Source organism: Streptomyces sp. Q2, from assembly GCF_056820935.1.
Genome location: NZ_JBXEJE010000064.1, coordinates 1 through 22790 on the forward strand (window position 1 = coordinate 1; position 22790 = coordinate 22790).

Annotated in this window: 19 protein-coding genes; 9 read left to right on the top strand and 10 right to left on the bottom strand. The window is 70.6% G+C overall.

Translation table 11 applies throughout. The annotated features are described in order from the left end of the window. Nucleotides 1-134: 134 nt before the first annotated feature. Genes ACWBNA_RS43545 through ACWBNA_RS43565 form a run of 5 tightly spaced genes read right to left on the bottom strand, consistent with a single transcriptional unit; the run spans nt 135 to nt 5871 of the window. Nucleotides 135-1445 (bottom strand): DUF58 domain-containing protein, encoded by a 1311-nt coding sequence (locus ACWBNA_RS43545; protein ID WP_482710163.1) that lies wholly within the window; start codon nt 1443-1445, stop codon nt 135-137. Next, nucleotides 1445-2434 (bottom strand): AAA family ATPase, encoded by a 990-nt coding sequence (locus tag ACWBNA_RS43550; protein WP_482710194.1) that lies wholly within the window; start codon nt 2432-2434, stop codon nt 1445-1447. Before ACWBNA_RS43550 ends, ACWBNA_RS43545 begins: the two co-directional genes overlap by 1 nt. Further along, nucleotides 2434-3639 (bottom strand): DUF4350 domain-containing protein, encoded by a 1206-nt coding sequence (locus ACWBNA_RS43555; RefSeq protein ID WP_482710164.1) that lies wholly within the window; start codon nt 3637-3639, stop codon nt 2434-2436. Before ACWBNA_RS43555 ends, ACWBNA_RS43550 begins: the two co-directional genes overlap by 1 nt. After that, a complete protein-coding gene (locus tag ACWBNA_RS43560; RefSeq protein WP_482710165.1) occupies nt 3636-4499 on the bottom strand; it encodes a DUF4129 domain-containing protein in 864 nt (287 codons plus the stop codon). Before ACWBNA_RS43560 ends, ACWBNA_RS43555 begins: the two co-directional genes overlap by 4 nt. Before the next feature lie 4 nt (nt 4500-4503). Continuing rightward, a complete protein-coding gene (locus tag ACWBNA_RS43565) occupies nt 4504-5871 on the bottom strand; it encodes a hypothetical protein (protein WP_482710166.1) in 1368 nt (455 codons plus the stop codon). Nucleotides 5872-6011: 140 nt separating this feature from the next. On the opposite strand from ACWBNA_RS43565, the gene mtnA reads away from it, so the two are divergent. Further along, nucleotides 6012-7160, top strand: coding sequence for an S-methyl-5-thioribose-1-phosphate isomerase (gene mtnA, locus ACWBNA_RS43570; RefSeq protein ID WP_482710167.1), 1149 nt, complete (start codon nt 6012-6014; stop codon nt 7158-7160). Between the two features lie 153 nt (nt 7161-7313). On the opposite strand, the gene ACWBNA_RS43575 is transcribed toward mtnA, so the two are convergent. Beyond that, complete coding sequence (locus tag ACWBNA_RS43575; RefSeq protein WP_482710168.1) at nt 7314-8003, bottom strand: hypothetical protein; 690 nt, start codon at nt 8001-8003, stop codon at nt 7314-7316. Between the two features lie 112 nt (nt 8004-8115). Between ACWBNA_RS43575 and ACWBNA_RS43580 the strand changes: the two genes are divergently transcribed. After that, complete coding sequence (locus ACWBNA_RS43580) at nt 8116-8718, top strand: potassium channel family protein (protein ID WP_482710169.1); 603 nt, start codon at nt 8116-8118, stop codon at nt 8716-8718. A 19-nt stretch (nt 8719-8737) separates the two neighbouring features. Here ACWBNA_RS43580 and ACWBNA_RS43585 read toward each other — a convergent pair whose 3' ends face one another. After that, the gene (locus tag ACWBNA_RS43585; protein WP_482710170.1) at nt 8738-9076 is read right to left on the bottom strand and encodes a carboxymuconolactone decarboxylase family protein; all 339 of its coding nucleotides are present in this window, start codon (nt 9074-9076) and stop codon (nt 8738-8740) included. 429 nt (nt 9077-9505) lie between these two features. On the opposite strand from ACWBNA_RS43585, the gene mtrA reads away from it, so the two are divergent. From mtrA to ACWBNA_RS43615, 6 genes are all read left to right on the top strand, one after another. Continuing rightward, nucleotides 9506-10195, top strand: a complete 690-nt coding sequence (gene mtrA / locus ACWBNA_RS43590; protein ID WP_187281934.1) for a two-component system response regulator MtrA — start codon at nt 9506-9508, stop codon at nt 10193-10195. A 1-nt stretch (nt 10196) separates the two neighbouring features. Next, the gene (mtrB, locus tag ACWBNA_RS43595) at nt 10197-12302 is read left to right on the top strand and encodes an MtrAB system histidine kinase MtrB (protein WP_482710171.1); all 2106 of its coding nucleotides are present in this window, start codon (nt 10197-10199) and stop codon (nt 12300-12302) included. Further along, a complete protein-coding gene (locus tag ACWBNA_RS43600) occupies nt 12292-14124 on the top strand; it encodes an LpqB family beta-propeller domain-containing protein (RefSeq protein ID WP_482710172.1) in 1833 nt (610 codons plus the stop codon). The genes mtrB and ACWBNA_RS43600 overlap by 11 nt, the downstream gene beginning before the upstream one ends. A 187-nt stretch (nt 14125-14311) precedes the next feature. Then, on the top strand, nt 14312-15409 hold the full coding sequence (locus ACWBNA_RS43605) for a ComF family protein (RefSeq protein WP_482710173.1): 1098 nt from the start codon (nt 14312-14314) through the stop codon (nt 15407-15409). 311 nt (nt 15410-15720) lie between these two features. After that, on the top strand, nt 15721-16413 hold the full coding sequence (gene hpf, locus ACWBNA_RS43610) for a ribosome hibernation-promoting factor, HPF/YfiA family (RefSeq protein WP_482710174.1): 693 nt from the start codon (nt 15721-15723) through the stop codon (nt 16411-16413). Between the two features lie 204 nt (nt 16414-16617). Further along, entirely contained in the window at nt 16618-17364 is a 747-nt protein-coding gene (locus tag ACWBNA_RS43615) for a response regulator (protein WP_482710175.1), read from the top strand. A gap of 9 nt (nt 17365-17373) precedes the next feature. Here ACWBNA_RS43615 and ACWBNA_RS43620 read toward each other — a convergent pair whose 3' ends face one another. Both ACWBNA_RS43620 and ACWBNA_RS43625 read right to left on the bottom strand, forming a co-directional pair. After that, the gene (locus ACWBNA_RS43620) at nt 17374-18573 is read right to left on the bottom strand and encodes a winged helix-turn-helix domain-containing protein (protein ID WP_482710176.1); all 1200 of its coding nucleotides are present in this window, start codon (nt 18571-18573) and stop codon (nt 17374-17376) included. A 55-nt stretch (nt 18574-18628) separates the two neighbouring features. Then, entirely contained in the window at nt 18629-19204 is a 576-nt protein-coding gene (locus ACWBNA_RS43625; protein WP_482710177.1) for a GNAT family N-acetyltransferase, read from the bottom strand. 265 nt (nt 19205-19469) lie between these two features. On the opposite strand from ACWBNA_RS43625, the gene secA reads away from it, so the two are divergent. Continuing rightward, the gene (gene secA / locus ACWBNA_RS43630; RefSeq protein WP_482710178.1) at nt 19470-22310 is read left to right on the top strand and encodes a preprotein translocase subunit SecA; all 2841 of its coding nucleotides are present in this window, start codon (nt 19470-19472) and stop codon (nt 22308-22310) included. Between the two features lie 109 nt (nt 22311-22419). On the opposite strand, the gene ACWBNA_RS43635 is transcribed toward secA, so the two are convergent. Beyond that, a partial coding sequence (locus ACWBNA_RS43635; RefSeq protein WP_482710179.1) for an Rv3235 family protein occupies nt 22420-22790 on the bottom strand: 371 nt, incomplete at its 5' end.

Genomic DNA, 22790 nt, shown 5'->3' on the forward strand with positions numbered 1-22790 from the left:
ACCCTGTGGGAGAGTAGGACGCCGCCGAACAATTTTTGAAAGAAGGCCCACACCTCACGGTGTGGGCCTTCTTTGCGTTCATATCTGTTGAGGTCGGCCGCCGCCCTCAGCAGCAATACATCGGCAGCAATACGTCACAGGCGTCCTGCGGCCTTCAGCGCCAGATATGCGTCTGCCAGTGCGGGGGCCAGATCGTCTGGTGTCGCATCGACGACTGTGACGCCGTGGCGGCGGAGTTGTTCCGCGGTGCGATGACGTTCGCTCTGGGCCTGGGCGGCGGCTGCGGCCTCGTAGACGGCGTCGGTGTTGCCGCGGGCTGCGGCCATGCCGGCGATGTGCGGGTCCGCCACGGACGCCAACAGGATCGTGTGGCGCTTGGTGAGCTGGGAGAGGACCGGGAGAAGGCCCTCCTCGACCGGAGCCGCGTCGAGAGTCGTCAGCAGGACGATCAAGGAGCGGCGAGGGGCCGACCTGAGTGCCGTTGCCGTGAGGCCTCGGGAGTCTGTTTCGACGAGTTCGGGTTCCAGGGTCGCCATGGCGTTGACCAGGGATGGGAGCATGTCGCTCGCCGTGCGGCCCTGGATCAGCGCACGTACACGACGGTCGTATGCGAGCAGGTCTACGCGGTCGCCGGCGCGGGACGCCAGGGCCGCGAGGAGCAGTGCCGCGTCCATGGAGGCATCGAGGCGTGGGGCGTCGCCGACGCGGCCTGCTGAGGTGCGGCCGGTGTCGAGGACCAGGAGGATGTGGCGGTCACGCTCGGGGCGCCAGGTGCGTACGGCGACCGTGGTCTGGCGGGCTGTGGCGCGCCAGTCGATGGAGCGGGTGTCGTCGCCGGGGACGTACTCGCGCAGGCTGTCGAATTCCGTGCCCTCGCCGCGGGTGAGGACGCTGGTTCGGCCGTCCAGTTCGCGCAGGCGGGCCAGCTTGGAAGGCAGGTGCTTTCGGCTGGTGAACGGCGGCAGGACACGTACCGTCCAGGGGACCTTGTGGGTGCCCTGGCGGGTGAGGAGGCCGAGGGGGCCGTAGGAGCGGATCGTGACGCGGTCGGACTGGCGGTCGCCGCGGCGGGTCGGTCGTAGCCGAGTGGTCACGCGGCGGCGTTCGCCTGCCGGCACCGTCAGACGGTGGCGGGAGGCCGCCACTTCCGTGCCGGGCTGCCAGGTGCTGGGAGGCCAGGCGTCGCGCAGGCGGGCGCGGAGCGGGCGGCGGGACGGGTTCGTGACGGTGAGGGTGACGTCGGCCGTGTCGCCCAGGCGGACCGACGTGTCGCCCGAGCGGGTCAGGCCGAGGCGTCGCACTGGTGCCGCGAGGGCGAAGTCGCAGGCACAGGCGACTGCCAGGGGGGCGTTGACCGCGAGGATGCCTGTCCAACTGGGGTCCCAGATGCCGATCGGGAGGGAACCCAGGGCCCCGACGAGAGCGGCGCGTCCGGTGAGTGCCATCAGCGGGGGACGGGGACGTGGGCGAGGATCGCGTTGATGACGGAGTCGGCCGTCACGCCTTCCATTTCGGCCTCCGGGCGGAGCTGTACGCGGTGGCGGAGGGTGGGCAGGGCGAGTGCCTTGACGTCGTCGGGGGTGACGTAGTCGCGGCCGACGAGCCAGGCCCAGGCACGGGACGTGGCGAGCAGGGCGGTCGCGCCGCGTGGGGAGACGCCGAGGGTGAGGGAGGGCGACTCGCGGGTGGCTCGGCAGATGTCGACCACGTAGGCGGTGATTTCCGGGGAGATCGTGGTCTTGGCGACCGCGGCGCGGGCGGCTTCCAGGTCGGCGGGGCCCGCGACGGGGCGTACGCCGGCGGCGTGCAGGTCGCGCGGGTTGAAGCCCTCGGCGTGGCGGGTGAGGACGCTGATCTCGTCCTGGCGGGAGGGCAGCGGGATCGTCAGCTTGAGGAGGAAACGGTCCAGCTGGGCCTCGGGCAGGGGGTACGTGCCCTCGTACTCGACGGGGTTCTGGGTCGCGGCGACCAGGAACGGGTCGGGGAGCGGGCGCGGTGTGCCGTCGACCGTGACCTGGCGTTCCTCCATGGCTTCGAGGAGGGACGACTGGGTCTTGGGCGGGGTGCGGTTGATCTCGTCGGCCAGGAGGAGGTTGGTGAAGACCGGGCCGGGCTGGAAGGAGAACTCGGCGCTGCGGGTGTCGTAGACCAGGGAGCCCGTCACGTCACTCGGCATCAGGTCGGGGGTGAACTGGACGCGCTTGGTGTCGAGTTCGAGTGCGGATGCGAGGGCGCGGACGAGCAACGTTTTGGCGACCCCGGGGACTCCTTCAAGGAGAACGTGTCCGCGGCACAGGAGGGCGACGACGAGGCCGGTCACGGCGGGGTCCTGACCGACCACGGCCTTGGCGATCTCGGCGCGCAGGGCTTCCAGGGCTGCTCGGGGGTTGCCCTGATCCCCGGCGTACCCGGCGTTGTCAGTGGTCGGGTCCATCATGGACGGCGTACCTCTCTTTCGAGGGCGTCGAGTTGGTCGGCGAGAGAGATGAGGGCCGCGTCGTCGCCGGGCGGCGGGCCGAAGAGGAGCGAGTGCAGGGCCTGTCCGTCTCCGTGGCTGTCGAGGAGGGCGGGGAGCAGGGCTTCGGGCGCGTGGGCCTGGGTGACGGGGACGCCGATGAGGGGGGCGAGGCGGGTGCGGGTGGCGGAGCGAAGAGCGGCGGCCGCGCGGTCGCGGGCGTTGGCCTTGCGATAGAGGCGGGCACGGCCTTCGACGGTTTCGGAGGCGCGGATCGCCACGGGAAGTTTTTCTGGCACGAGGGGGCCTAGTCGGCGTGCCCTCCACAGGGCGGCGAGGGCTGCGGCGATGAAGAGCTGCAGTGTGCCCCAGAGCCAGCCCGAGGGGAGCAGGTCGAGGAAGCCGCGTTCCTCGTCGGTGTCGTTCGCGGGGGCGTCGGAGAGTGAGGGGAGGTACCAGACCAGATGGGGGCGGGAGCCGAGGAGTTGGAGGGCGAGCGAGGCGTTGCCCTGTTCGTCGAGGGTGTCGTTGTAGAGGATGTCGGGCGCGCCGAGTACGACGGTGTCGCCGTTCCCGGACGTGTCCGGGACCCGTACCAGGGTGGCCAGGCGCTCGCTGGGGTAGCACTCGTCGGCGTCGGGGCGGGTGGCGGTGTAGCGGATGCCGCCCGTGTCGGCGGTGCCCGCGCGGCGGGCGGCGGGCAGGTCGCAGGCGGGGGAGAGTGTCGAGTCGAGGCTGGTGGCCGGGTTGGCGACGACGCCGGGGGCGAGCCGTTCGACGGACCAGCTGCCGGGGGCGACGAGGACGGTGCGGCCGCCGGAGTCAGCGGTTTCGGCACGCAATTGGCTCTGTTGACCGTGCGTCAGGAGGTCTGGGACGGCGACCAGGAGGGTGGTGTCCGGGCCGGCCGCGGCGTCGGCCTCGGCGAGGGTGGTGACCACTCGGGTGGAGACGCCTCGGTCGGCGAGGAGTTCGGCGACGGCGCGGCTGCCGTAGGGGTCGGCGGAGCGTGGGTCGAGCGCGCCGTGCCGGGTGTCGGAGCGGATGGTGGCGATCGCGACAGCCGCCACCAGGAGGAGCACGAGGGCGAGGACGACGCCTCGCGCGCGGGTCCACGCCTGGCGTGCGGTGGGCGATGTCGATGTCGATGTCGATGTCGACGGGAGCGTGGCCTCGGTGGTCATTCGGCGGCTCCCCGGCGGTTGTTGTCGGCCGCGTTGCGGGGCGTACTGGGGCTGCTGCTGCTCGCGAGTTGGGGCTTGGTGCGCTCCAGGTCGCGGTCGAGGTCGGCGATGCGGCGGTACGACTGCTCGGTAGCCGAGCGTCCGCCGTACGTCACGTCGTCGAAGTCCCGGGCGGCGGCGCGCAGTCGGTCTGCCTGTGAGGGCAGAGTCCGACCGGCTTCGGTGGCGGCCTCGTCGGCGGTGCGGCCGGGGCGGGTGTCGAGGAGGGCGCGTTCCTCCAGGGAGCGGACGATGGCACGCATCCGTTCCTGGACGGCCTGGCTCCAGTGGCCCTGGGCGGCGTGCGCCTCGGCGGCCGCGCGGTGTTCGGCGGCGCTGCGAGGGCGGTCGTCGAACAGGGCGGCGGAGGAGGCGGGTTCGCGGCGCGGGGTGCCGAGGCGCCACCACAGGGCGCCCAGGACCGCGAGAACGACCAGGATGACGACGACCAGGCCGAGCGTTCCGCCGGGGGTCGCGGCCGCGGCGGTGTTGAACAGCTTGTCGACCCAGTCCCAGAAGGCGTTCAGCGCGCGCTGGAACCAACTGGGGTCGTTCTCGTGGTACATCCGCTTGGACAGCTCGCGCCGTGCCGCCTCGCGCGCGGGGTCGCGGGGCGTTGTCAGCGGTGGTTCGTCGCTGGAGCGGGCCAACGAGAGTACGGATGTGTGGTCGGCGCGCAGCAGGGCGCGGACCGTTGTGTCGTGGACGCGCAACAGGGCCTGTACTGGTGTGTCGCCGACGCGTTGCGCGGTGCGTACGGCCATGTCGGCGGCGTTCGGCAGTGCCTGTGCCGCTGTGAGAACTCCCCCCGCCAGGCTCACCGCATCAGCTCCCGGGAGCGGAGGCGGTGCCGTACCCCTGGACGCCGGCGGCACGGGCCAGTTCGAGGTCGAGAGCCTCGCGGCGGATGCGCTGGTCGATGTAGAGGAGCACGGTGACGCCCGCCGTGATCGGGAAGGTGATCATGGAGCCGATCACCGAGCCGATCCCGCTGATGATGAGGAACGTCCAGCCGAGACCGCCGGTGCCCTCCATGAAGCCGGTGACGCCTTCGCCGCTGAACGCCGCGGCCAGGAAGGTGAAGGGGATGACGACGATCGCCGCGACGATGTTCGCGATGATCGCCGCGAGGAACTGGATCCCCATCACTCGCCACCAGGAGCCGCGGACCAGCTTTCCGGAGCGGCTCATCGACTTCACGATGCCTTGCTTCTCCAGCATCAGCGTGGGCGAGGCCAGGGAGAAGCGGATCATCAGCCACAGGGCGACGACGACGGCGCCCAGCCCGCCCAGGACGGCGATGGCCGCGCCCGCCCCGCCTGCGCCCGAGACAGCCACGAGGATGCCGGGGAGCACGCCCACGAGGACGATGCCGACAGCGATGAGCATCAGCAGGAGGATCAGACCGAAAAGCCTCATCACCTGAGGCCGGGCGTCGCGCCAGGCCTCGCCGGTGGTGACGGGGCGGCCGAGCACCGCGCGGCTGGTCACGGTGGTGAGCAGGGCGGTCGCCATGACCGTGCCGATCAGGGTGATCGCGAAGACGACCGCGCTGCCGAGCATGGCGTCGCCCATGGCACGGGTCACTTCGCTGAGCGTGGCGCTCGGGTCGTTGAGGGCCTCGGCGTCGGTGGTGTCGTTGAGGACGAGGCCCTGGAGCAGGATGACGACGATCTCGGTGACGATCGCGACGGTCAGCGAGATGCCCAGGACCGTGCGCCAGTAGGTGCGCATGGTGGAGACCGCGCCGTCGAGGATCTCGCCCACGCCGAGCGGGCGGAGCGGGATCACGCCGGGCTTGGCCGCGGGCGGGGGCCCGCCCCAGCCGCTGTATCCGCCGGGAGGGCCGTAACCGCTGCCCCAGCCGCCGTGTCCGCCGTTTCCGCCGCCGGGAGTGCCGTGGCCCCCGTATCCGTCGGGGCCGGTGGGGGGCTGGGCTCCCCAGCCCGGGCCGGGCGGTGGGGGTGGCGGTGTCTGGCCGGGCGCCGGGCCGCCTGCGGGCGCGGACCACTGGTCGGCCGGTGGTTGCTCCTTGGACCACTTCGTGCCGGGGTTCTGCGGGTCCGGTCCCGGCTGCTCCGCGGGGTTCGCGGCGTCGGGCCGGTCGGCGGGCTCGGCGGTGCCGGACGCGCCGGGCTCGTGCCCGTCGGAGGGGGCGGATCCGGGCGAGGCCCAGCCCGGAGTGTCCTTCATCGTCGCTCCTTCACGGTGCCCGTCCGCGGTCGCGGCGGCAGGTTGGCAGCCATCGTGCCATGGGGTGGTTGTCGAGGGACCAGCCGCGGTATGGGCTGGACACCTTCAATTGTCCGCCGAAAAACGGGCAGACTGATCGCATGGCTGATCAGCACGCGCAAACCGCCGAGGACAGCAGGCCGACCGAGACACCGGCGATCCGATGGGAAGAGCCGCCCGAGGGCCCCGTACTGGTGCTCCTCGACCAGACGAGGCTGCCGGCCGAGGAGGTCGAACTCGTGTGTACGGATGCGTCGGCGCTGGTGGAGGCGATCCGTTCGCTCGCCGTGCGCGGGGCGCCCTTGCTCGGCATCGCGGGGGCGTACGGCGTCGCGCTCGCCGCCGTGCGCGGGTTCGACGTGGACGACGCCGCGGACGCGCTGGCGGGTGCTCGCCCCACGGCGGTGAACCTCGCCGTCGGGGTGCGCAGGGCCCAGTCCGCGTACCGGGCCGAGCTCGCAGAGGGCGGCGATGTCCGGCAGGCCGCCGACGCGGCGCTCGCCGCGGCGCGTCAGGTGCACCGGGAGGATGCCGAGGCCAGTGGCCGGATGGCTGAGCGGGGGCTGGCACTGCTGGAGGAGCTGCTGCCCGGCGGCGGGCACCGGATCCTCACCCACTGCAACACCGGCTCGCTGGTGTCGGGCGGTGAGGGGACGGCGTTCGCGGTGGCGCTCGCGGCGCACCGGGCGGGGCAGCTGCGGCGGCTGTGGGTGGACGAGACGCGGCCGCTGCTGCAAGGGGCTCGGCTGACGGCGTACGAGGCGGCGCGCAGCGGTATGGCGTACACCCTGCTCACCGACAACGCGGCGGGTTCGCTGTTCGCGGCCGGGGAGGTGGACGCGGTGCTGATCGGGGCGGACCGCATCGCGGCCGACGGGTCGGTGGCGAACAAGGTGGGGAGCTATCCGCTCGCGGTGCTGGCGCGGTACCACCATGTGCCGTTCATCGTGGTGGCGCCGCTGACGACGGTGGATCCGCACACGCCGGACGGGGCGTCGATCGAGGTCGAGCAGCGCCCCGGGCATGAGGTGACCGAGCTCACAGCGCCGCAGGTGCCGGTGATGGGAGCGGAGGCGGGCGGCGGAGTTCCGGTGGCACCGCTGGGGACCCAGGCGTACAACCCGGCGTTCGATGTGACGCCGCCCGAGCTGGTGACGGCGATCGTCACGGAGGAGGGCGTCATCTCGCCGGTGACGGCCGAAGCGCTTGCGGAGCTGTGTGAGCGGTCGCCGCAGGCGACGAGCGGCTGAGAGGGGCGCTGTCGGCCTGACTGACGGGTGCGGGCCCTCCAGCGGCGCCGACGGTCGGGTGGAGGGGCCGTGGTGTCCTGGGTGCCGTCTGTCGCGGACTCGGCGCTTCGAGTGGGCGAGTGCAGTGGCGCGCTCACTCCCTGCTGCCCTCGTTCAGGAACGTTCCGGAGTGGTGAGAGCCGAGGGGGCGAGTACCCAGAGCAGGGCTCGGCCGGTCAGCGGTGTCGTGGCGATCAGGGTCAGGTAGATCTCGGCGAGGGATCCGTCCCCGGTGAGGACGTTGAGGTCGTCGGACAGCCGCGACAGCAGATAGATGACGGCATCCACGATGAGCCATGAGGCCAGGTTGGCGCCGATCCACCAGGTCCAGCGGTTGGTGACCTTGCGCAGGACGAGGGACTGGGACAGGCCGAGCAGGGGGCCGAGGGCCAGGCTCTGACTGGCAGCCAGGAGGTAGGCCGTCGACACGTCGGTGTCCGTGTCCTGGGCGCTGATCACCGCAGGCATGATCACCAGCAGCCAGGCCAGTAGTGCCGGGCCGATGTTGGCGGTGATCCACACTTTGCGAGGGACGGGCACCCGCTGTCGGACGACCAGCCATTGCAGAGCTCCCAGGACGCCTCCGAACAGCGCTGCCCCCAAGGTCGCTATCAGGAGCGCGATCACGACGTGGTGGCTGGAGACTTCCAGGTGGAGCGCGTCGTCCCCCAGCAGTGCCAGCAGGAAACCAGCGGACAGGACGATGACGAAGGCGATCGTGTTGTACGCGATCCACTGCCAGTAGAGGCGGGAGTCCCATCCGCTCGGTGACGTCGTCTCACGGCGGGAGCCAGAAGCAGCCATCGCGTACTCCTCCGGTTTCGGCGGCTCTCCGTGATGGCCCGCCATCCCGGTGACCACAGGGTGCGCCTGCCGTCCGGCGTCCGGGGCAGCGGGAAGGTTGATCCAGGAGCCGGTGCGGCAGCGCGGCTACGGGATCGGGTGCATCGGGGGAAGCGTGGACAGGACACCGCGTAAGAGCCGCCGGGAGTCGAGGCGCGCCGTTGTGCGTTCGCTGTTCAGCGTTGCGCTGCTCGTCGCTGTCTACTTCCTGTTGCCGCTCGATTCGGCCTTCACCACCGGCACGGTCCTCGGGCTCGTCGGCGGCATCGTCGCCGTGGCACTGCTTCTGTCCTGGCAGATCCGGAAGATCTCGCTGTCCCAGCGGCCCGAACTGCGCGCCATGGAAGCCCTGGGGACGACCCTTCCGCTCTATCTGCTCTTGTTCGCGACGACGTACTACCTGATGAAACACAGCGCGTCGGACAGCTTCAGCGAGCCGCTGTCGAGGTCCGACGCGTTGTATTTCACCGTGACCGTGTTCAGCACCGTCGGTTTCGGCGACATCAGCCCGCGCAGCGAACCGGCCCGGCTGCTGGCCACAGGGCAGATGACGACGAATCTGCTGCTGATCGGTGTCGTGGCCCGGCTCCTGGTGCGTGCGGTCGAGCGGGGCAGAACCCGCCAGGGCGGCCCACCAGTCGAGGGCCGGAACGGCGAAGCGCCGGACACGCGATGACCGATGGGGGCTCTTCCCTTCAGCTCCCAGCCTCCATCTCGGCCTCGGTCTCTGCGTCGGCCACCGCGATGGCGATGCCGAGCGCTGTGGTGAGGTTGCCCGCTGCCGTCATCACGCGGGCTGTGCCCACGATGGGCGCGATGGCGACCAGGACGTCCTGTACCTGAGCGGCGGTCAGATTGGCCCTGAGCGCGGGGTCTACGTGGGCGAGGTAGGAGACGGGGGGCGCGTCCGAGGCCGCGAGCGCGGCGATGCGGGTCAGGATGAGCGTGTCCGGGGGCAGACCGCATCGCTCGAGAGAGTCGATGGTCATGGCGGCGAGGGTGTCCAGGACCGGGGTGTCGGATGCTGTGGACATGCCGAATGGCCTCCTTAAGGCGCTGACGACGCCGAGATGGTGTGCGGCGGAGGCGGACAGGAAAAGGCATCCGCAGGCGCCACGTCCTCGTTCAACCGTAGGAGCGTTCCGGGCGGTGCGCGCGGGGAGCTGTCTGCCTTGCAGTACCCCGACCCGCGCGGGAGCCTGAGGCGGCCTTCCCCCGGCCCTTTGCAGCCCGCGTCGTCACACGACCGTCGGGTGGGCTTCCTCTGAGTCACGACACACGACCGTCGGGTGGGCTTCCTCTGAGTCACGACATCCGTGCGCCGAGTCGTGTGTCTGACCGACTGATATCAGTGCTGACATCGACACCGACGGACTGGGGCAGACAGTGACCGCCCCGTACGACTATCGTCACTGGCCGGTGACCCTGCTCACCTGCGTGTCCTTCACCGTTATGAGAATGGGATGATGTCGTTTATGAAGGGACGAGTCCTTGTCGTCGACGACGACACCGCACTGGCCGAGATGCTCGGCATTGTGCTGCGTGGTGAAGGTTTTGAGCCGTCTTTCGTAGCCGACGGCGACAAGGCGCTGGCCGCTTTCCGTGAGGCGAAGCCCGATCTGGTGCTCCTGGACCTGATGCTGCCCGGGCGGGACGGTATCGAGGTGTGCCGCCTGATCAGGGCGGAGTCCGGGGTGCCGATCGTGATGCTCACGGCGAAGAGCGACACCGTCGACGTCGTCGTGGGCCTGGAGTCCGGTGCCGACGACTACATCGTGAAGCCGTTCAAGCCGAAGGAGCTCGTCGCCCGCATCAGGGCGCGGCTCAGGAGGTCCGAGGAGCCGGCGCCCGAGCAACTCGCCATCGGTGACCTGGTCATCGACGTGGCCGGGCACTCCGTGAAGCGGGAGGGACAGTCGATCGCCCTGACGCCGCTGGAGTTCGATCTGCTGGTGGCGCTCGCACGCAAGCCGTGGCAGGTGTTCACGCGTGAGGTGCTGCTCGAGCAGGTGTGGGGCTACCGGCACGCGGCCGACACCCGCCTGGTCAACGTGCATGTGCAGCGGCTGCGCTCCAAGGTCGAGAAGGATCCGGAACGGCCGGAGATCGTGGTGACCGTCCGTGGCGTCGGTTACAAGGCCGGGCCGAGCTGACATGTCCGAAGACAGTGCCGCTTCGGCGCCCGGCAGTTCCGGTGCCCGCGCGGAGCGGCCTGTCGGCCGGAAGACGGCAGGCTCCCGCTGGGGCCGCTTTCTCGAGGGCGGGTTGCTGCAGGGCGGCGTCCAGGGCAGCCCGGTCCTGCGCCTTTTCATGCGCTGGGTGCGCCGGCCGCTGCTGCCCGTCATGCGGCTGTGGCGGCGCAACATCCAGCTCAAGGTCGTCGTCACGACCCTGCTGATGTCGCTGGGCGTGGTTCTGCTGCTCGGTTTCGTCGTCATCGGGCAGGTGCGCAACGGACTGCTGGACGCCAAGGTGAAGGCCTCGCAGAGCCAGGCCACCGGTGGGTTCGCGGTGGCCAAGCAGAAGGCCGACGAGGCGGCGGCGGGGGCCGGTGACGACGGTGGTCGCCCGGCGGACGGCCGTGCCGAGCAGAACGTCAGTCCGTGGATGGGCGACCTGGTGGAATCGCTTTCCAGCGGCGGCCAGGGCGCCTTCGACGTGGTGACGCTCCCCACGGGCGACGGCAGCAGCGGCGGGGGACGCGGACCGCGTGCCTCGGGTGGCGTCGACTGGTCGGCCAGCGTGCCCGAGGACCTGCGCGAGCGTGTCGACAGTATTCCGTCGGCGGCCCAGAGCTACACGCGGATCGCCTACGGCAGCACCTCCGCCAAGGACTCCCAGCCGGCCCTCGTGATCGGCAAGCAGGTAAACGACCCGAACGGCGACCCCTACCAGCTGTACTACCTCTTCCCGCTCACCCAGGAGGAGAAGTCCCTGAGCCTGGTCAAGGGGACCCTGGCGACGGCCGGCCTCTTCGTCGTCGTACTCCTCGGGGCCATCGCCTGGCTGGTGGTGCGGCAGGTCGTCACCCCGGTGCGGATGGCGGCCGGGATCGCCGAGCGGTTGTCCGCCGGGCGGCTCCAGGAACGGATGAAGGTCACCGGCGAGGACGACATCGCCCGGCTCGGCGAGGCCTTCAACAAGATGGCGCAGAGCCTGCAGCTGAAGATCCAGCAGCTGGAGGACCTGTCGCGGATGCAGCGGCGGTTCGTGTCGGACGTGTCGCACGAGCTGCGCACGCCGCTGACGACGGTGCGGATGGCGGCCGACGTCATCCACGACGCGCGCGTGGACTTCGATCCGGTGACCGCCCGGTCGGCGGAGCTGCTCGCCGACCAGTTGGACCGGTTCGAGACGCTGCTCGCGGACCTGCTGGAAATCAGCCGCTTCGACGCGGGCGCGGCGGCCCTGGAGGCCGAGCCGATCGACCTGCGTGAGGTCGTACGGCGGGTCGTCAGCGGGGCCGAACCGCTCTCGGAGCGCAAGGGCACCCAGATCCGCGTCGTGGGCGACCAGCAGCCCATCGTGGCCGAGGCCGACGCCCGGCGGGTGGAGCGGGTGTTGCGCAACCTCGTCGTCAACGCCGTGGAGCACGGCGAGGGCAAGGACGTCGTCGTCAAGCTGGCCGCGGCGGGCGGGGCGGTGGCGATCGCGGTGCGCGACTACGGCGTCGGGCTCAAGCCCGGCGAGGCGACCCGCGTCTTCAGCCGTTTCTGGCGGGCGGACCCGGCACGCGCGCGTACCACCGGCGGTACGGGCCTGGGGTTGTCCATCGCGCTGGAGGACGCGCGGCTGCACGGCGGCTGGCTCCAGGCGTGGGGCGAGCCGGGCGGCGGGTCGCAGTTCCGGCTGACGCTGCCGCGGACCGCGGACGAACCCTTGCGGGGCTCGCCGATACCGCTGGAGCCCAAGGACTCCCGGCGCCATCGTGGCCTCAACGACGCCGGTCTGCCGAGCGCGGGCGGGGAGAAGGCCGCCACCGTGCCGGCCCAGACGACAGGCGACCAGGGGCCCTCACGCGGCCCGATCGCGTCCCGGCCGTCAGCCCTGACACCCACGGCCGACCCGACGGCGCTGCCCGGCAACGGCGCGCGCGTGGTGCCCCGGCCCGCTTCCGGGGCGCGGCGGCAGGACGACGCGGCCGCGGGAAGCCGGCCGGGGAGCAGTGAGACCGGCGGGCCGCGGAGCGAGAACGTGAGCCGCCCGGACACCGGGTCGGAGGGCTCGTACGAGCAAGGGGAGGCATTTCGTGGGCGCTGATCGCGAGGGGGGCGCTCGGCGCATGCCGGGGCGCGCGACGGCGTACGCCGCTTGTGGCGTCGTTCTGCTGGCAGGGTGTGCGTCCATGCCCGACAGCGGGGATCTGCGCGGCGTCGAGTCCACGCCGCGCCAGGACACCCAGGTGCGGGTGTTCGCCATGCCGCCCCAGGAGGACGCGCCCGCCTCGGAGATTGTCCAGGGTTTCCTTGAGGCGCTGACCAGCGACGATCCGAACTACGAGACGGCGAGCAAGTATCTGACCCCTGAGGCCGCGAAGACATGGCAGCCTCAGCTGTCCACCACGGTGCTCGCGAACGGGCCCACCATCGGACCCGAGCGGACCGCGGACCGTGAGGATGCCGACGACGACGCCGTCTCGTACTTGCTCACCGGTGCCCGGTTCGCCACGGTGGACCTGCAGCAGTCGTACGCGCCCGCCGAGGGGGACTACAGCCAGTCGGTGTACCTCACGCGGGACGAGAAGACCAAGCAGTGGCGTATCGCCGGGCTGCCGCAGGGTGTCGTCATGGGGAAGTCGGACTTCCAGCGCAACTACACGTCCGTCAACAAGTACTACTTCGCCGCGAACACGACGGCGGGGACGAGTCCGCAGACCGTGGCCGTCGCCGATCCCGTGTACGTGCGCGAGCGTGTGGATCCCACGACGCAGATGGTGCGTTCCCTGCTCAGCGGGCCCACGAGCTGGCTCAACCCGGTCGTCAGGTCCAGTTTTCCCACCGGTACGAAGCTCAAGAAGGGCGTCACGTCGCTGACGCCGGACGACCAGAGCAGGCTGATCGTGCCGCTCAACGACCGGGCGGCGCGGGTCGGTACGGCCAAGTGCGAAGAGATGGCGGCGCAGCTCCTGTTCACCTTGCAGAACCTCAGCCCGGCGGTGGACGAGGTCGAACTGGAGGCGGACGGCAAGAAGTTGTGCGCGCTCGAGGAGAACGGGGCGGACGGCGTCGCCGCGCGCGGCTCGGTGCGCAATCCCGAGTACCTGTACTTCCTCGACGGCGAACACCGGCTCGTACGGCTGCCGACGGGCAACAACGGTACGTCCCCGGATCCGGTGCCGGGAGCCCTGGGCGAGGGCGCCAAGCAGCTGCGTTCGGTCGCCGTGTCGCGCGACGAGCACAGCGCGGCCGGGGTCGGCATCGACGGGAAGGCGCTGTACGTCGGCTCGCTCGTGTCGGGCGGGTCGCTCGGGGAGCCGGTGCTGAGCAGCAAGGGCCCGACGGAGAACGACCGTCTGACCGCACCCAGTTGGGACGCGGAGGGCGACCTGTGGGTGGCCGACCGCAACCCCGCCGCCGCGCGGTTGCTGTTGCTGGAGGAGGGCGCCGGCAAGCCGCTGACGGTGCGGACGCCGGGGCTGGACGGGCGCGTCAAGGACATCCGGCTGGCCGCCGACGGCGTGCGCATCGCGCTGGTCGTGGAGAAGGACGGCAAGCAGTCCCTGTTCATCGGGCGGATCGAGCGGGGCGAGAAGCCGGGGGAGGCGCCGTCGGTCCAGGAACTGCGTTCCGCGACGCCGGAGATGGAAGAGCTCACGACCATGTCGTGGGCCGGTGACAGCCGACTGGTGGTCGTCGGGCGCGAGGAGGGCGGCGTGCAGCAGATGCGGTACGTCCAGGTCGACGGCTCCACGCCGGAGGGGCCCGCGCCGGCGGCGCTGACGGGCGTGAAGGAGATCGCCGCGTCCGAGGACGACCGGTTGCCGTTGGTGGCGTTCTCGGAGGACGGGATCGTACGGCTGTCGTCCGGGACGCAGTGGCAGAAGGTGGACACGGACGGGACGGCTCCGGTCTACCCGGGGTGAGTGCCGGACCGCGGGGTGGAGTGCCGCCGCGGTGTGAGGGAGGCGGCCGTTCCTGCCGGGGTTCGTTCCGGCGGAGCGGTCGCTCTGTTTCGGGGCGGGTACGGCTGGTGCGCCGCGCCCGGAGTTGTCCACAGGCGGTTGTCCACAGGGGTGGCAGGGCCGCGTCGGCGTTGGCACAGTGGTGGGCATGCGGGGGTGGTGGCAGGACCTCACCGACCTGGTGCTGCCGGCCGAGTGCGGAGGCTGCGGGACGCCTCGTACGGTGCTCTGTCCGGAGTGCCGTGCCGTCCTGAGCGGGGCCGTGCCGCGCCGGGTGCGACCAAGTCCGAAGCCGCCTGGGCTGCCGGTCGTGCACGCGGCGGCCCGGTACGCGGACGAGGTGCGGGCCATGCTGCTGGCCCACAAGGAACGGGGTGCGCTCGCGTTGGCGACACCGCTCGGTACGGCGCTGGCGGGGGCCGTGCGGGCCGGGCTCCAGCAGTCCTGGGGGCCGGTTCACGGGGCCGGGCGCCAGGAGATGCGAGGGCTGGTCGGCGCGGTTGGGGGCCCGAGGGCCGCGGGGCCGGGCGGCGAGGTCGTGACGCTCGTCCCTGTGCCGTCCTCGCGAGGGGCGGTGCGGGCCCGAGGGCATGATCCGGCGCGACGGATCGCGCTTGCGGCGGCCGGGAAGCTTCGGCGGACGGGGACACCGACGCGAGTGGTGTCCGTGTTGCGGCAGGGGCGTGCCGTCGCCGACCAGACGGGGCTCAACTCCCGGCAGCGGCTGGAGAATCTCGACGGTGCGCTGGTGGTGGTCCCCGGAGGCGGACGGCTGCTCCTTGGCGGCCCGGTCGTGCTCGTCGACGACCTGATGACCACGGGCGCGTCACTGACGGAGGCGGCGCGTGCGGTGCGGGCGGCGCTGGCGGGTGCGGCGGTGCCGGGCGCGGACGTGTCGGCGTACGGCGGCGTGACAGGTGCAGGGCACAGGGTGGCCGGTGGTGGCGCCGCGGGGGCCGGGACGGTCGCGGAGGGTGGCGGCGCGGCTTCGGTGCGGAACGGGGAAGTTCATGGTGGCGGCTGTACGTGGGCGGGTGGGGCGGATGTGTGTGGAGAGCGTGCAACGGCGGTGTATGGCGCGGCAGGTCGGGAAGGCAGAGGGGAACGGATGGGCGGCACGACGGAGGAGGAGACGGGCCGGCCGGCCGCCCCGTCCGAAAAGGCGGGCGCCGACGACGGCTGCGACCAGATTTGCGCGGCCGTGGTCGCTGCCACGCCGGATTCTTTCGAAATAAACCGGAACTGACTGTGAACTTGCATCGTTGCAGGTAACGAGAGGGTCAATTCACCTGAACGGAGGTAGGCCGCGGTAGAGGGTGACGACATCCGTCCGGGCGAGATATGTTCGGTTGTGAGGGAAAGGCGCAGGCCACACCTCTCCTGTCCGAATGCCGTGTCGTGGGTTTTTCACTATCACCCGCACCGGTGGAGTGGAGATCTTGCCCGCGGGGGAGGAGGTGGAAGTCACCGAGTCCGAGGTTCCGGGACTCACCGGAGCCTGGTGCAAAAGGGAGACGCTCCGCAGCGAAGCGGAGCGATCCGGGAACGGAGTTCTGCGTGGACATCGTCGTCAAGGGCCGCAAGACCGAGGTGCCCGAGCGGTTCCGCAAGCACGTGGCCGAGAAGCTGAAGCTGGAGAAGATCCAGAAGCTCGATGGCAAGGTGATCAGCCTCGACGTCGAGGTGTCCAAGGAGCCGAACCCCCGACAGGCCGACCGCTGTGACCGAGTGGAGATCACCCTCCGCTCCCGCGGTCCGGTGATCCGGGCGGAAGCGGCAGCCAGTGACCCGTACGCGGCACTCGACCTGGCGGCGGAGAAGCTGGACGCGCGACTGCGCAAGCAGCACGACAAGCGCCACACCCGACGCGGCTCACGGCGGCTCACGGCGGCCGAGGTCCCCGACCACGTCCAGGGCGCGGCGACGCTCAACGGCAACGGCCACCCCGTCCCCGACGAAGAGACGGACGGAGTGCCCACCAAGAAGATCGGCTCGCTGGAAGTGAAGGGTGACGGCCCCCTCATCGTCCGCGAGAAGACCCACGTCGCCTCCCCGATGACCCTCGACCAGGCCCTCTACGAGATGGAACTGGTCGGCCACGACTTCTACCTGTTCATCGACTCCGAGACCAAGGAGCCGAGCGTCGTCTACCGGCGCCACGCCTACGACTACGGCGTCATCCACCTCAGCACGGACCCGATGGTCACCCAGGCGCAACCCCCCGCCGCGGGTGGCATGCTGGGCGGCTGATCGCCCGGCCGACAGCCGAGACGGTGCCCCTGGTGCGCGTGTGCGCCCCCAGGGGCACCGGTGTGCGACCACTTCACGCCCCGCTCTGTCACCGCAGTGTCGTCCCGGCATGGAATCATGGCCGCACCGGCCCAACCGCTGGGCCGTTGCCTTGGGTTGGCGATGGCACAGAACCACAGGCCACAGCCTTCAGGGGGAGGAACGATGGCGGACAGCTTCGGACCGATGCAGGACGAGGACGCCGGGGACGGCGTCGTCGCCACGGACCCGGACGCGGGCTCTCCACGCAAGGAGCCGATCCGTGTCCTGGTCGTGGACGACCACGCCCTCTTCCGTCGTGGCCTGGAGATCGTCCTCGCGGCCGAAGAGGACATCCAGGTCGTGGGCGAGGCCGGGGACGGCGCGGAGGCCGTCGACAAGGCCGCCGACCTGCTGCCGGACATCGTGCTGATGGACGTACGGATGCCCAAGCGCGGCGGGATCGAGGCGTGCACCTCCATCAAGGAGGTCGCCCCGAGCGCCAAGATCATCATGCTGACGATCAGCGACGAGGAAGCCGACCTCTACGAAGCGATCAAGGCGGGCGCGACCGGATATCTCCTCAAGGAGATCTCCACCGACGAAGTGGCCACCGCCATTCGCGCGGTGGCCGACGGTCAGTCGCAGATCAGCCCTTCGATGGCGTCGAAACTGCTCACCGAGTTCAAGTCGATGATCCAGCGCACCGACGAACGCCGTCTCGTGCCGGCGCCACGGCTCACGGACCGTGAGCTGGAGGTGCTGAAGCTGGTCGCCACGGGGATGAACAACCGGGATATCGCCAAGGAGTTGTTCATCTCCGAGAACACCGTGAAGAACCATGTGCGCAACATCCTGGAGAAGCTGCAGCTGCACTCCAGGATGGAGGCGGTGGTGTACGCGATGCGGGAGAAGATCCTCGAAATCCAGTAAGGGACGGGATCAGCCGGTCGCGCGGGCGAGTTCCCTCGCCAGGGGCTCGCGCAGTTCCGGCGCGTCCACCCGTTCCACCCGTACGTCCGTGCAGTTCACCCAGCCTGCCGCCTCGACCAGAGCCTGCGCCACCGCCGGGACCGCCTTCGGGCCGTCCAGGGTGACCTGCCTGGCGACCAGGGTGCCGCCCTCGCGGGCCGGGTCCACGCGGCCCACCAGTCGGCCGCCGGCCAGCACCGGCATCGCGAAGTAGCCGTACACCCGCTTCTGCTTGGGGACATACGCCTCCAGGCGGTGGGTGAAGCCGAAGATCCGCTCGGTGCGCGCCCGTTCCCAGACGAGGGAGTCGAAGGGCGACAGGAGGGTGGTGCGATGGCGGCCGCGCGGGGCGGTTTCCAGGGCGGCCGGGTCGGCCCAGGCCGGCTTGCCCCAGCCCTCGACCGTGACCGGGACCAGGCCCGAGTCGGCGATCACCGCGTCGACCTGTTCGCCCTTGAGACGGTGGTAGTCGGCGATGTCCGCGCGCGTGCCGACGCCCAGGGACTGGCCGGCGAGGCGGACCAGGCGGCGCAGGCACTCGGTGTCGGTCAGGTCGTCGTGCAGCAGGGTGTCCGGGACGGCGCGTTCGGCGAGGTCGTACACGCGCTTCCAGCCGCGGCGCTCGACGCACACCACCTCGCCGTACATCAGGGCGCGCTCCACGGCGACCTTCGTGCCGGACCAGTCCCACCACTCGCTGGTCTTCTTCGCGCCGCCCAAATCCGTGGCGGTCAGCGGGCCTTCGGTGCGGAGCTGCTTGATGACCTGGTCGTAGGCGTCGTCGGGGAGGGCGTGGTTCCAGTGCGGGCGGCCGCGGTAGGAGCGGCGGCGGAAGGCGAAGTGGGGCCACTCCTCGATGGGCAGGATGCAGGCGGCGTGCGACCAGTACTCGAAGGCGTGGGGGCGTGCCGGAGCCGCGCCCGAGGCCGCGGTGCCCCAGTAGGCGCTCTCGACCGTCTTGCGGCCCACGGCGCCGAGGCGGGCGTACGGGATGAGTTCGTGCGAGCGGGCGAGGACCGAGATGGTGTCGAGCTGGACCGCGCCCAAATGGCGGAGGATGCCGCGGACGCCCGAGCGGCGGTCCGGGGCGCCCAGGAAGCCCTGGGCCCTGAGGGCGATGCGGCGGGCTTCGTCCGCCGAGAGGGTGGTGGTCGGGCGCGGCGTCGTCATGGCCCGCACGATAGAGGGTGGGACTGACAACGCGGGATGAGCTGCGGTTTCCCCGCTACGACCGTGACGGCGCCGGCAAATACGGTGCCGTGGACGGCAGTCCCAGGTCCGACGGCAGCAGCGAACCCACCCAGCAGTCCCGTCGTACGCCCTGGTGGATGATCGCGGAGCGCAGGGTGCCCTCGAAGGCGAAGCCGGCGCGTTCCGCCACCGCGCGGGAGGGCTGGTTGCCGACCTCCGCGCGCCACTCCACGCGATCGACCGACAGGTCGGTGAAGGCCCAGCGGGCGGCCGAGCGGGCGGCCTCCGTGATGTAGCCGTTGCCGCGGTGCTCCTTCGCGCCCCAGAAGCCGATCTCGGCCACGCTCAGGGAGCGCATCGTGAGGCTGACCATGCCCGTCAGCTCACCGTCCGGCAGGAAGAGGCCGAAGGTGAACATCGAGCCGTCCGCCCAGCCCTCGGGGACCAGTTGCTCGGTGAAGCTGCGGGCGTGTTCGGGGAGGTAGGGCGCCGGGATCGACGTCCAGCGCTGGATGTCGGGGTCCTGGGCGGCCGCGTACACGGCGTCGGTGTCCTGGGGGCCGACGGTGCGCAGCAGGAGACGGCCGGTGGTGAGCGTGACGGGGTCCATCGGCCGATTCTGCTCGGGGTTCGGCGAAGGCACCATCTCTTTGCCGTGCGTGAGCGGGCGATCACGATTCGCGCGATTCGTCCAAGTGGTGCGGCACCATCCGCCGGGCCCGGACGTTGTTCCCTTGCAGAGATGTGAAGCAGTGGGCAGTCACCGTCCCGGCAGGCCTCCCGGCGTGGCGGGGTCCTCGCATACGATGGCCGTTGCTCAGTAGTCCAATGGAAACCGACCGTCCCAGGCCCGACCGGCAAGGAGACCAACCCCCGTGTCCGTCCTCTCCAAGATCATGCGTGCAGGCGAAGGCAAGATCCTGCGCAAGCTGCACCGCATCGCGGACCAGGTCAACTCCATCGAAGAGGACTTCGTCGACCTCTCCGACGCCGAGCTGCGGGCCCTCACCGATGAGTACAAGCAGCGGTACGCCGATGGTGAGAGCTTGGACGACCTGCTGCCCGAGGCCTTCGCGACCGTGCGCGAGGCCGCCAAGCGCGTACTCGGACAGCGTCACTACGACGTTCAGATGATGGGCGGCGCAGCCCTTCACCTCGGTTACGTGGCCGAGATGAAGACCGGTGAGGGCAAGACCCTGGTCGGCACCCTGCCCGCCTACCTGAACGCCCTCTCCGGAGAAGGCGTCCACCTGATCACGGTCAACGACTACCTGGCCGAGCGCGACTCCGAGATGATGGGCCGCGTTCACAAGTTCCTGGGCCTGGACGTCGGCTGCATCCTCGCCAACATGACGCCGGCCCAGCGCCGCGAGCAGTACCGGTGCGACATCACCTACGGCACGAACAACGAGTTCGGCTTCGACTACCTGCGCGACAACATGGCGTGGTCCAAGGACGAGCTCGTCCAGCGTGGCCACAACTTCGCCATCGTCGACGAGGTCGACTCCATCCTCGTCGACGAGGCCCGTACGCCGCTGATCATCTCCGGTCCGGCCGACCAGGCCACCAAGTGGTACGGCGACTTCGCCAAGCTGGTCACCCGGCTGAAGAAGGGCGAGCCGGGCAACCCCCTCAAGGGTCTCGAGGAGACCGGCGACTACGACGTCGACGAGAAGAAGCGCACCGTCGCCATCCACGAGTCCGGCGTCGCCAAGGTCGAGGACTGGCTGGGCATCGACAACCTCTACGAGTCGGTGAACACCCCGCTGGTGGGCTACCTGAACAACGCCATCAAGGCCAAGGAGCTCTTCAAGGCGGACAAGGACTACGTCGTCATCGACGGCGAGGTCATGATCGTCGACGAGCACACCGGCCGTATCCTCGCCGGCCGCCGCTACAACGAGGGCATGCACCAGGCGATCGAGGCGAAGGAAGGGGTGGACATCAAGGACGAGAACCAGACGCTCGCCACGATCACCCTCCAGAACTTCTTCCGTCTCTACAAGCGCCACGACCACAACGGCAAGGAACAGCCCGGCCTCTGCGGCATGACCGGTACGGCCATGACCGAGGCCGCCGAGTTCCACCAGATCTACAAGCTCGGCGTCGTCCCGATCCCGACCAACCGCCCGATGGTCCGCAAGGACCAGTCGGACCTGATCTACCGCACCGAGGTCGCCAAGTTCGAGGCTGTCGTCGACGACATCGTCGAGAAGCACGGGAAGGGCCAGCCGATCCTCGTCGGTACGACGTCGGTCGAGAAGTCCGAATACCTCTCGCAGCAGCTCTCCAAGCGCGGCATCCAGCACGAGGTGCTGAACGCGAAGCAGCACGACCGTGAGGCCCCGATCATCGCCCAGGCCGGCCGCAAGGGCGCCGTCACCGTCGCCACCAACATGGCCGGCCGTGGTACCGACATCAAGCTCGGCGGCAACCCCGACGACCTCGCCGAGGCGGAGCTGCGGCAGCGCGGCCTCGACCCCGAGGAGCACATCGAGGAGTGGGCCGCGGCCCTGCCCGCCGCCCTGGAGCGGGCCGAGAAGGCGGTCAAGGCGGAGTTCGAGGAGGTCAAGGAGCTCGGCGGGCTCTACGTCCTCGGCACCGAGCGGCACGAGTCGCGTCGTATCGACAACCAGCTGCGCGGTCGTTCCGGCCGCCAGGGCGACCCGGGCGAGTCCCGCTTCTACCTCTCCCTGGGCGACGACCTGATGCGCCTGTTCAAGGCCCAGATGGTCGAGCGCGTGATGTCGATGGCGAACGTCCCGGACGACGTGCCGATCGAGAACAAGATGGTCACCCGCGCGATCGCGTCCGCGCAGTCGCAGGTCGAGCAGCAGAACTTCGAGACCCGCAAGAACGTCCTGAAGTACGACGAGGTCCTCAACCGGCAGCGCGAGGTCATCTACGGCGAGCGCCGCCGCGTTCTGGAGGGCGAGGACCTGCACGAGCAGGTCCAGCACTTCATGGACGACACCATCGACGCGTACGTCACCGCGGAGACCGCCGAGGGCTTCCCGGAGGACTGGGACCTCGACCGGCTGTGGGGGGCGTTCAAGCAGCTCTACCCGGTGAAGGTCACCGTCGAGGAGCTGGAGGAGGCGGCCGGCGACCGGGCCGGTCTGACCGCCGAGTTCATCGGCGAGTCCATCAAGGACGACATCCACGACCAGTACGCGGCGCGCGAGGCGCAGCTCGGCTCCGAGATCATGCGTGAGCTGGAGCGCCGGGTCGTGCTGTCGGTCCTGGACCGCAAGTGGCGCGAGCACCTCTACGAGATGGACTATCTCCAGGAGGGCATCGGCCTGCGCGCGATGGCGCAGAAGGACCCGCTGGTCGAGTACCAGCGCGAGGGCTTCGACATGTTCACCGCCATGATGGAGGGCATCAAGGAGGAGTCCGTCGGCTACCTGTTCAACCTGGAGGTCCAGGTCGAGCAGCAGGTCGAGGAGGTCCTGGTCGAGGACACGAAGCCGTCGCTCGACAAGCAGGACGCGGTGCCGGCGCAGGCGGGCGCGCGTCCCGAGATCCGCGCCAAGGGGCTCGACGTCCCGCAGCGCCGGGAGCTGCACTTCTCCGCGCCGACCGTGGACGGCGAGGGCGGTGTCATCGAGGGCGACTTCGCCGACGACGACGAGCCCGTGCGTTCCGAGTCCGACGGCCTCACGCGCGCCGAGCGGCGCAAGCAGTCGCGTGGCGGGCGCCGCCGCAAGAAGTGACGGTGCGGTCGCCTGCGGCGCCGTAGCGGTTCGAAGGGCCGGGTCACCCGAGGGTGCCCGGCCCTTCGGCGTGCGGTGCGCTGGGCCGCCTGTGTCGCCGCCGGGTGTGTCAGTCGTCGTCCGTGTGCGGCCTGCGGGGGCCGCCGAGTTCCACCGCCGTGCAGCGCCAGCGCAGGTCGTGGCCCTGCTCCAGGCGGAAGGCCATGGCGCGCAGCTGGTCTCCGGCGCCGATGCGGGCGAAGGCCTCGATGGCGCCGGGGCGGGGGACGTAGTAGCCGATGTCGCGGACGACGGGCAGGGTGCCGCGCGTGGCGCGCAGGGGGCCGCGTTCGGCCAGCCAGGCCAGTTCGTCGTAGGCGCGGCCCGCGGTGTGGCGGAGCATCCAGTGGACGGGGCGCCGGCCGCTCAGGACGGCGAGGAGGCGGTCGGCGAAGACGTCGGTGGGGCGGGGCTGGGGGAGGGGCCTGCGGGGGGTCTGGG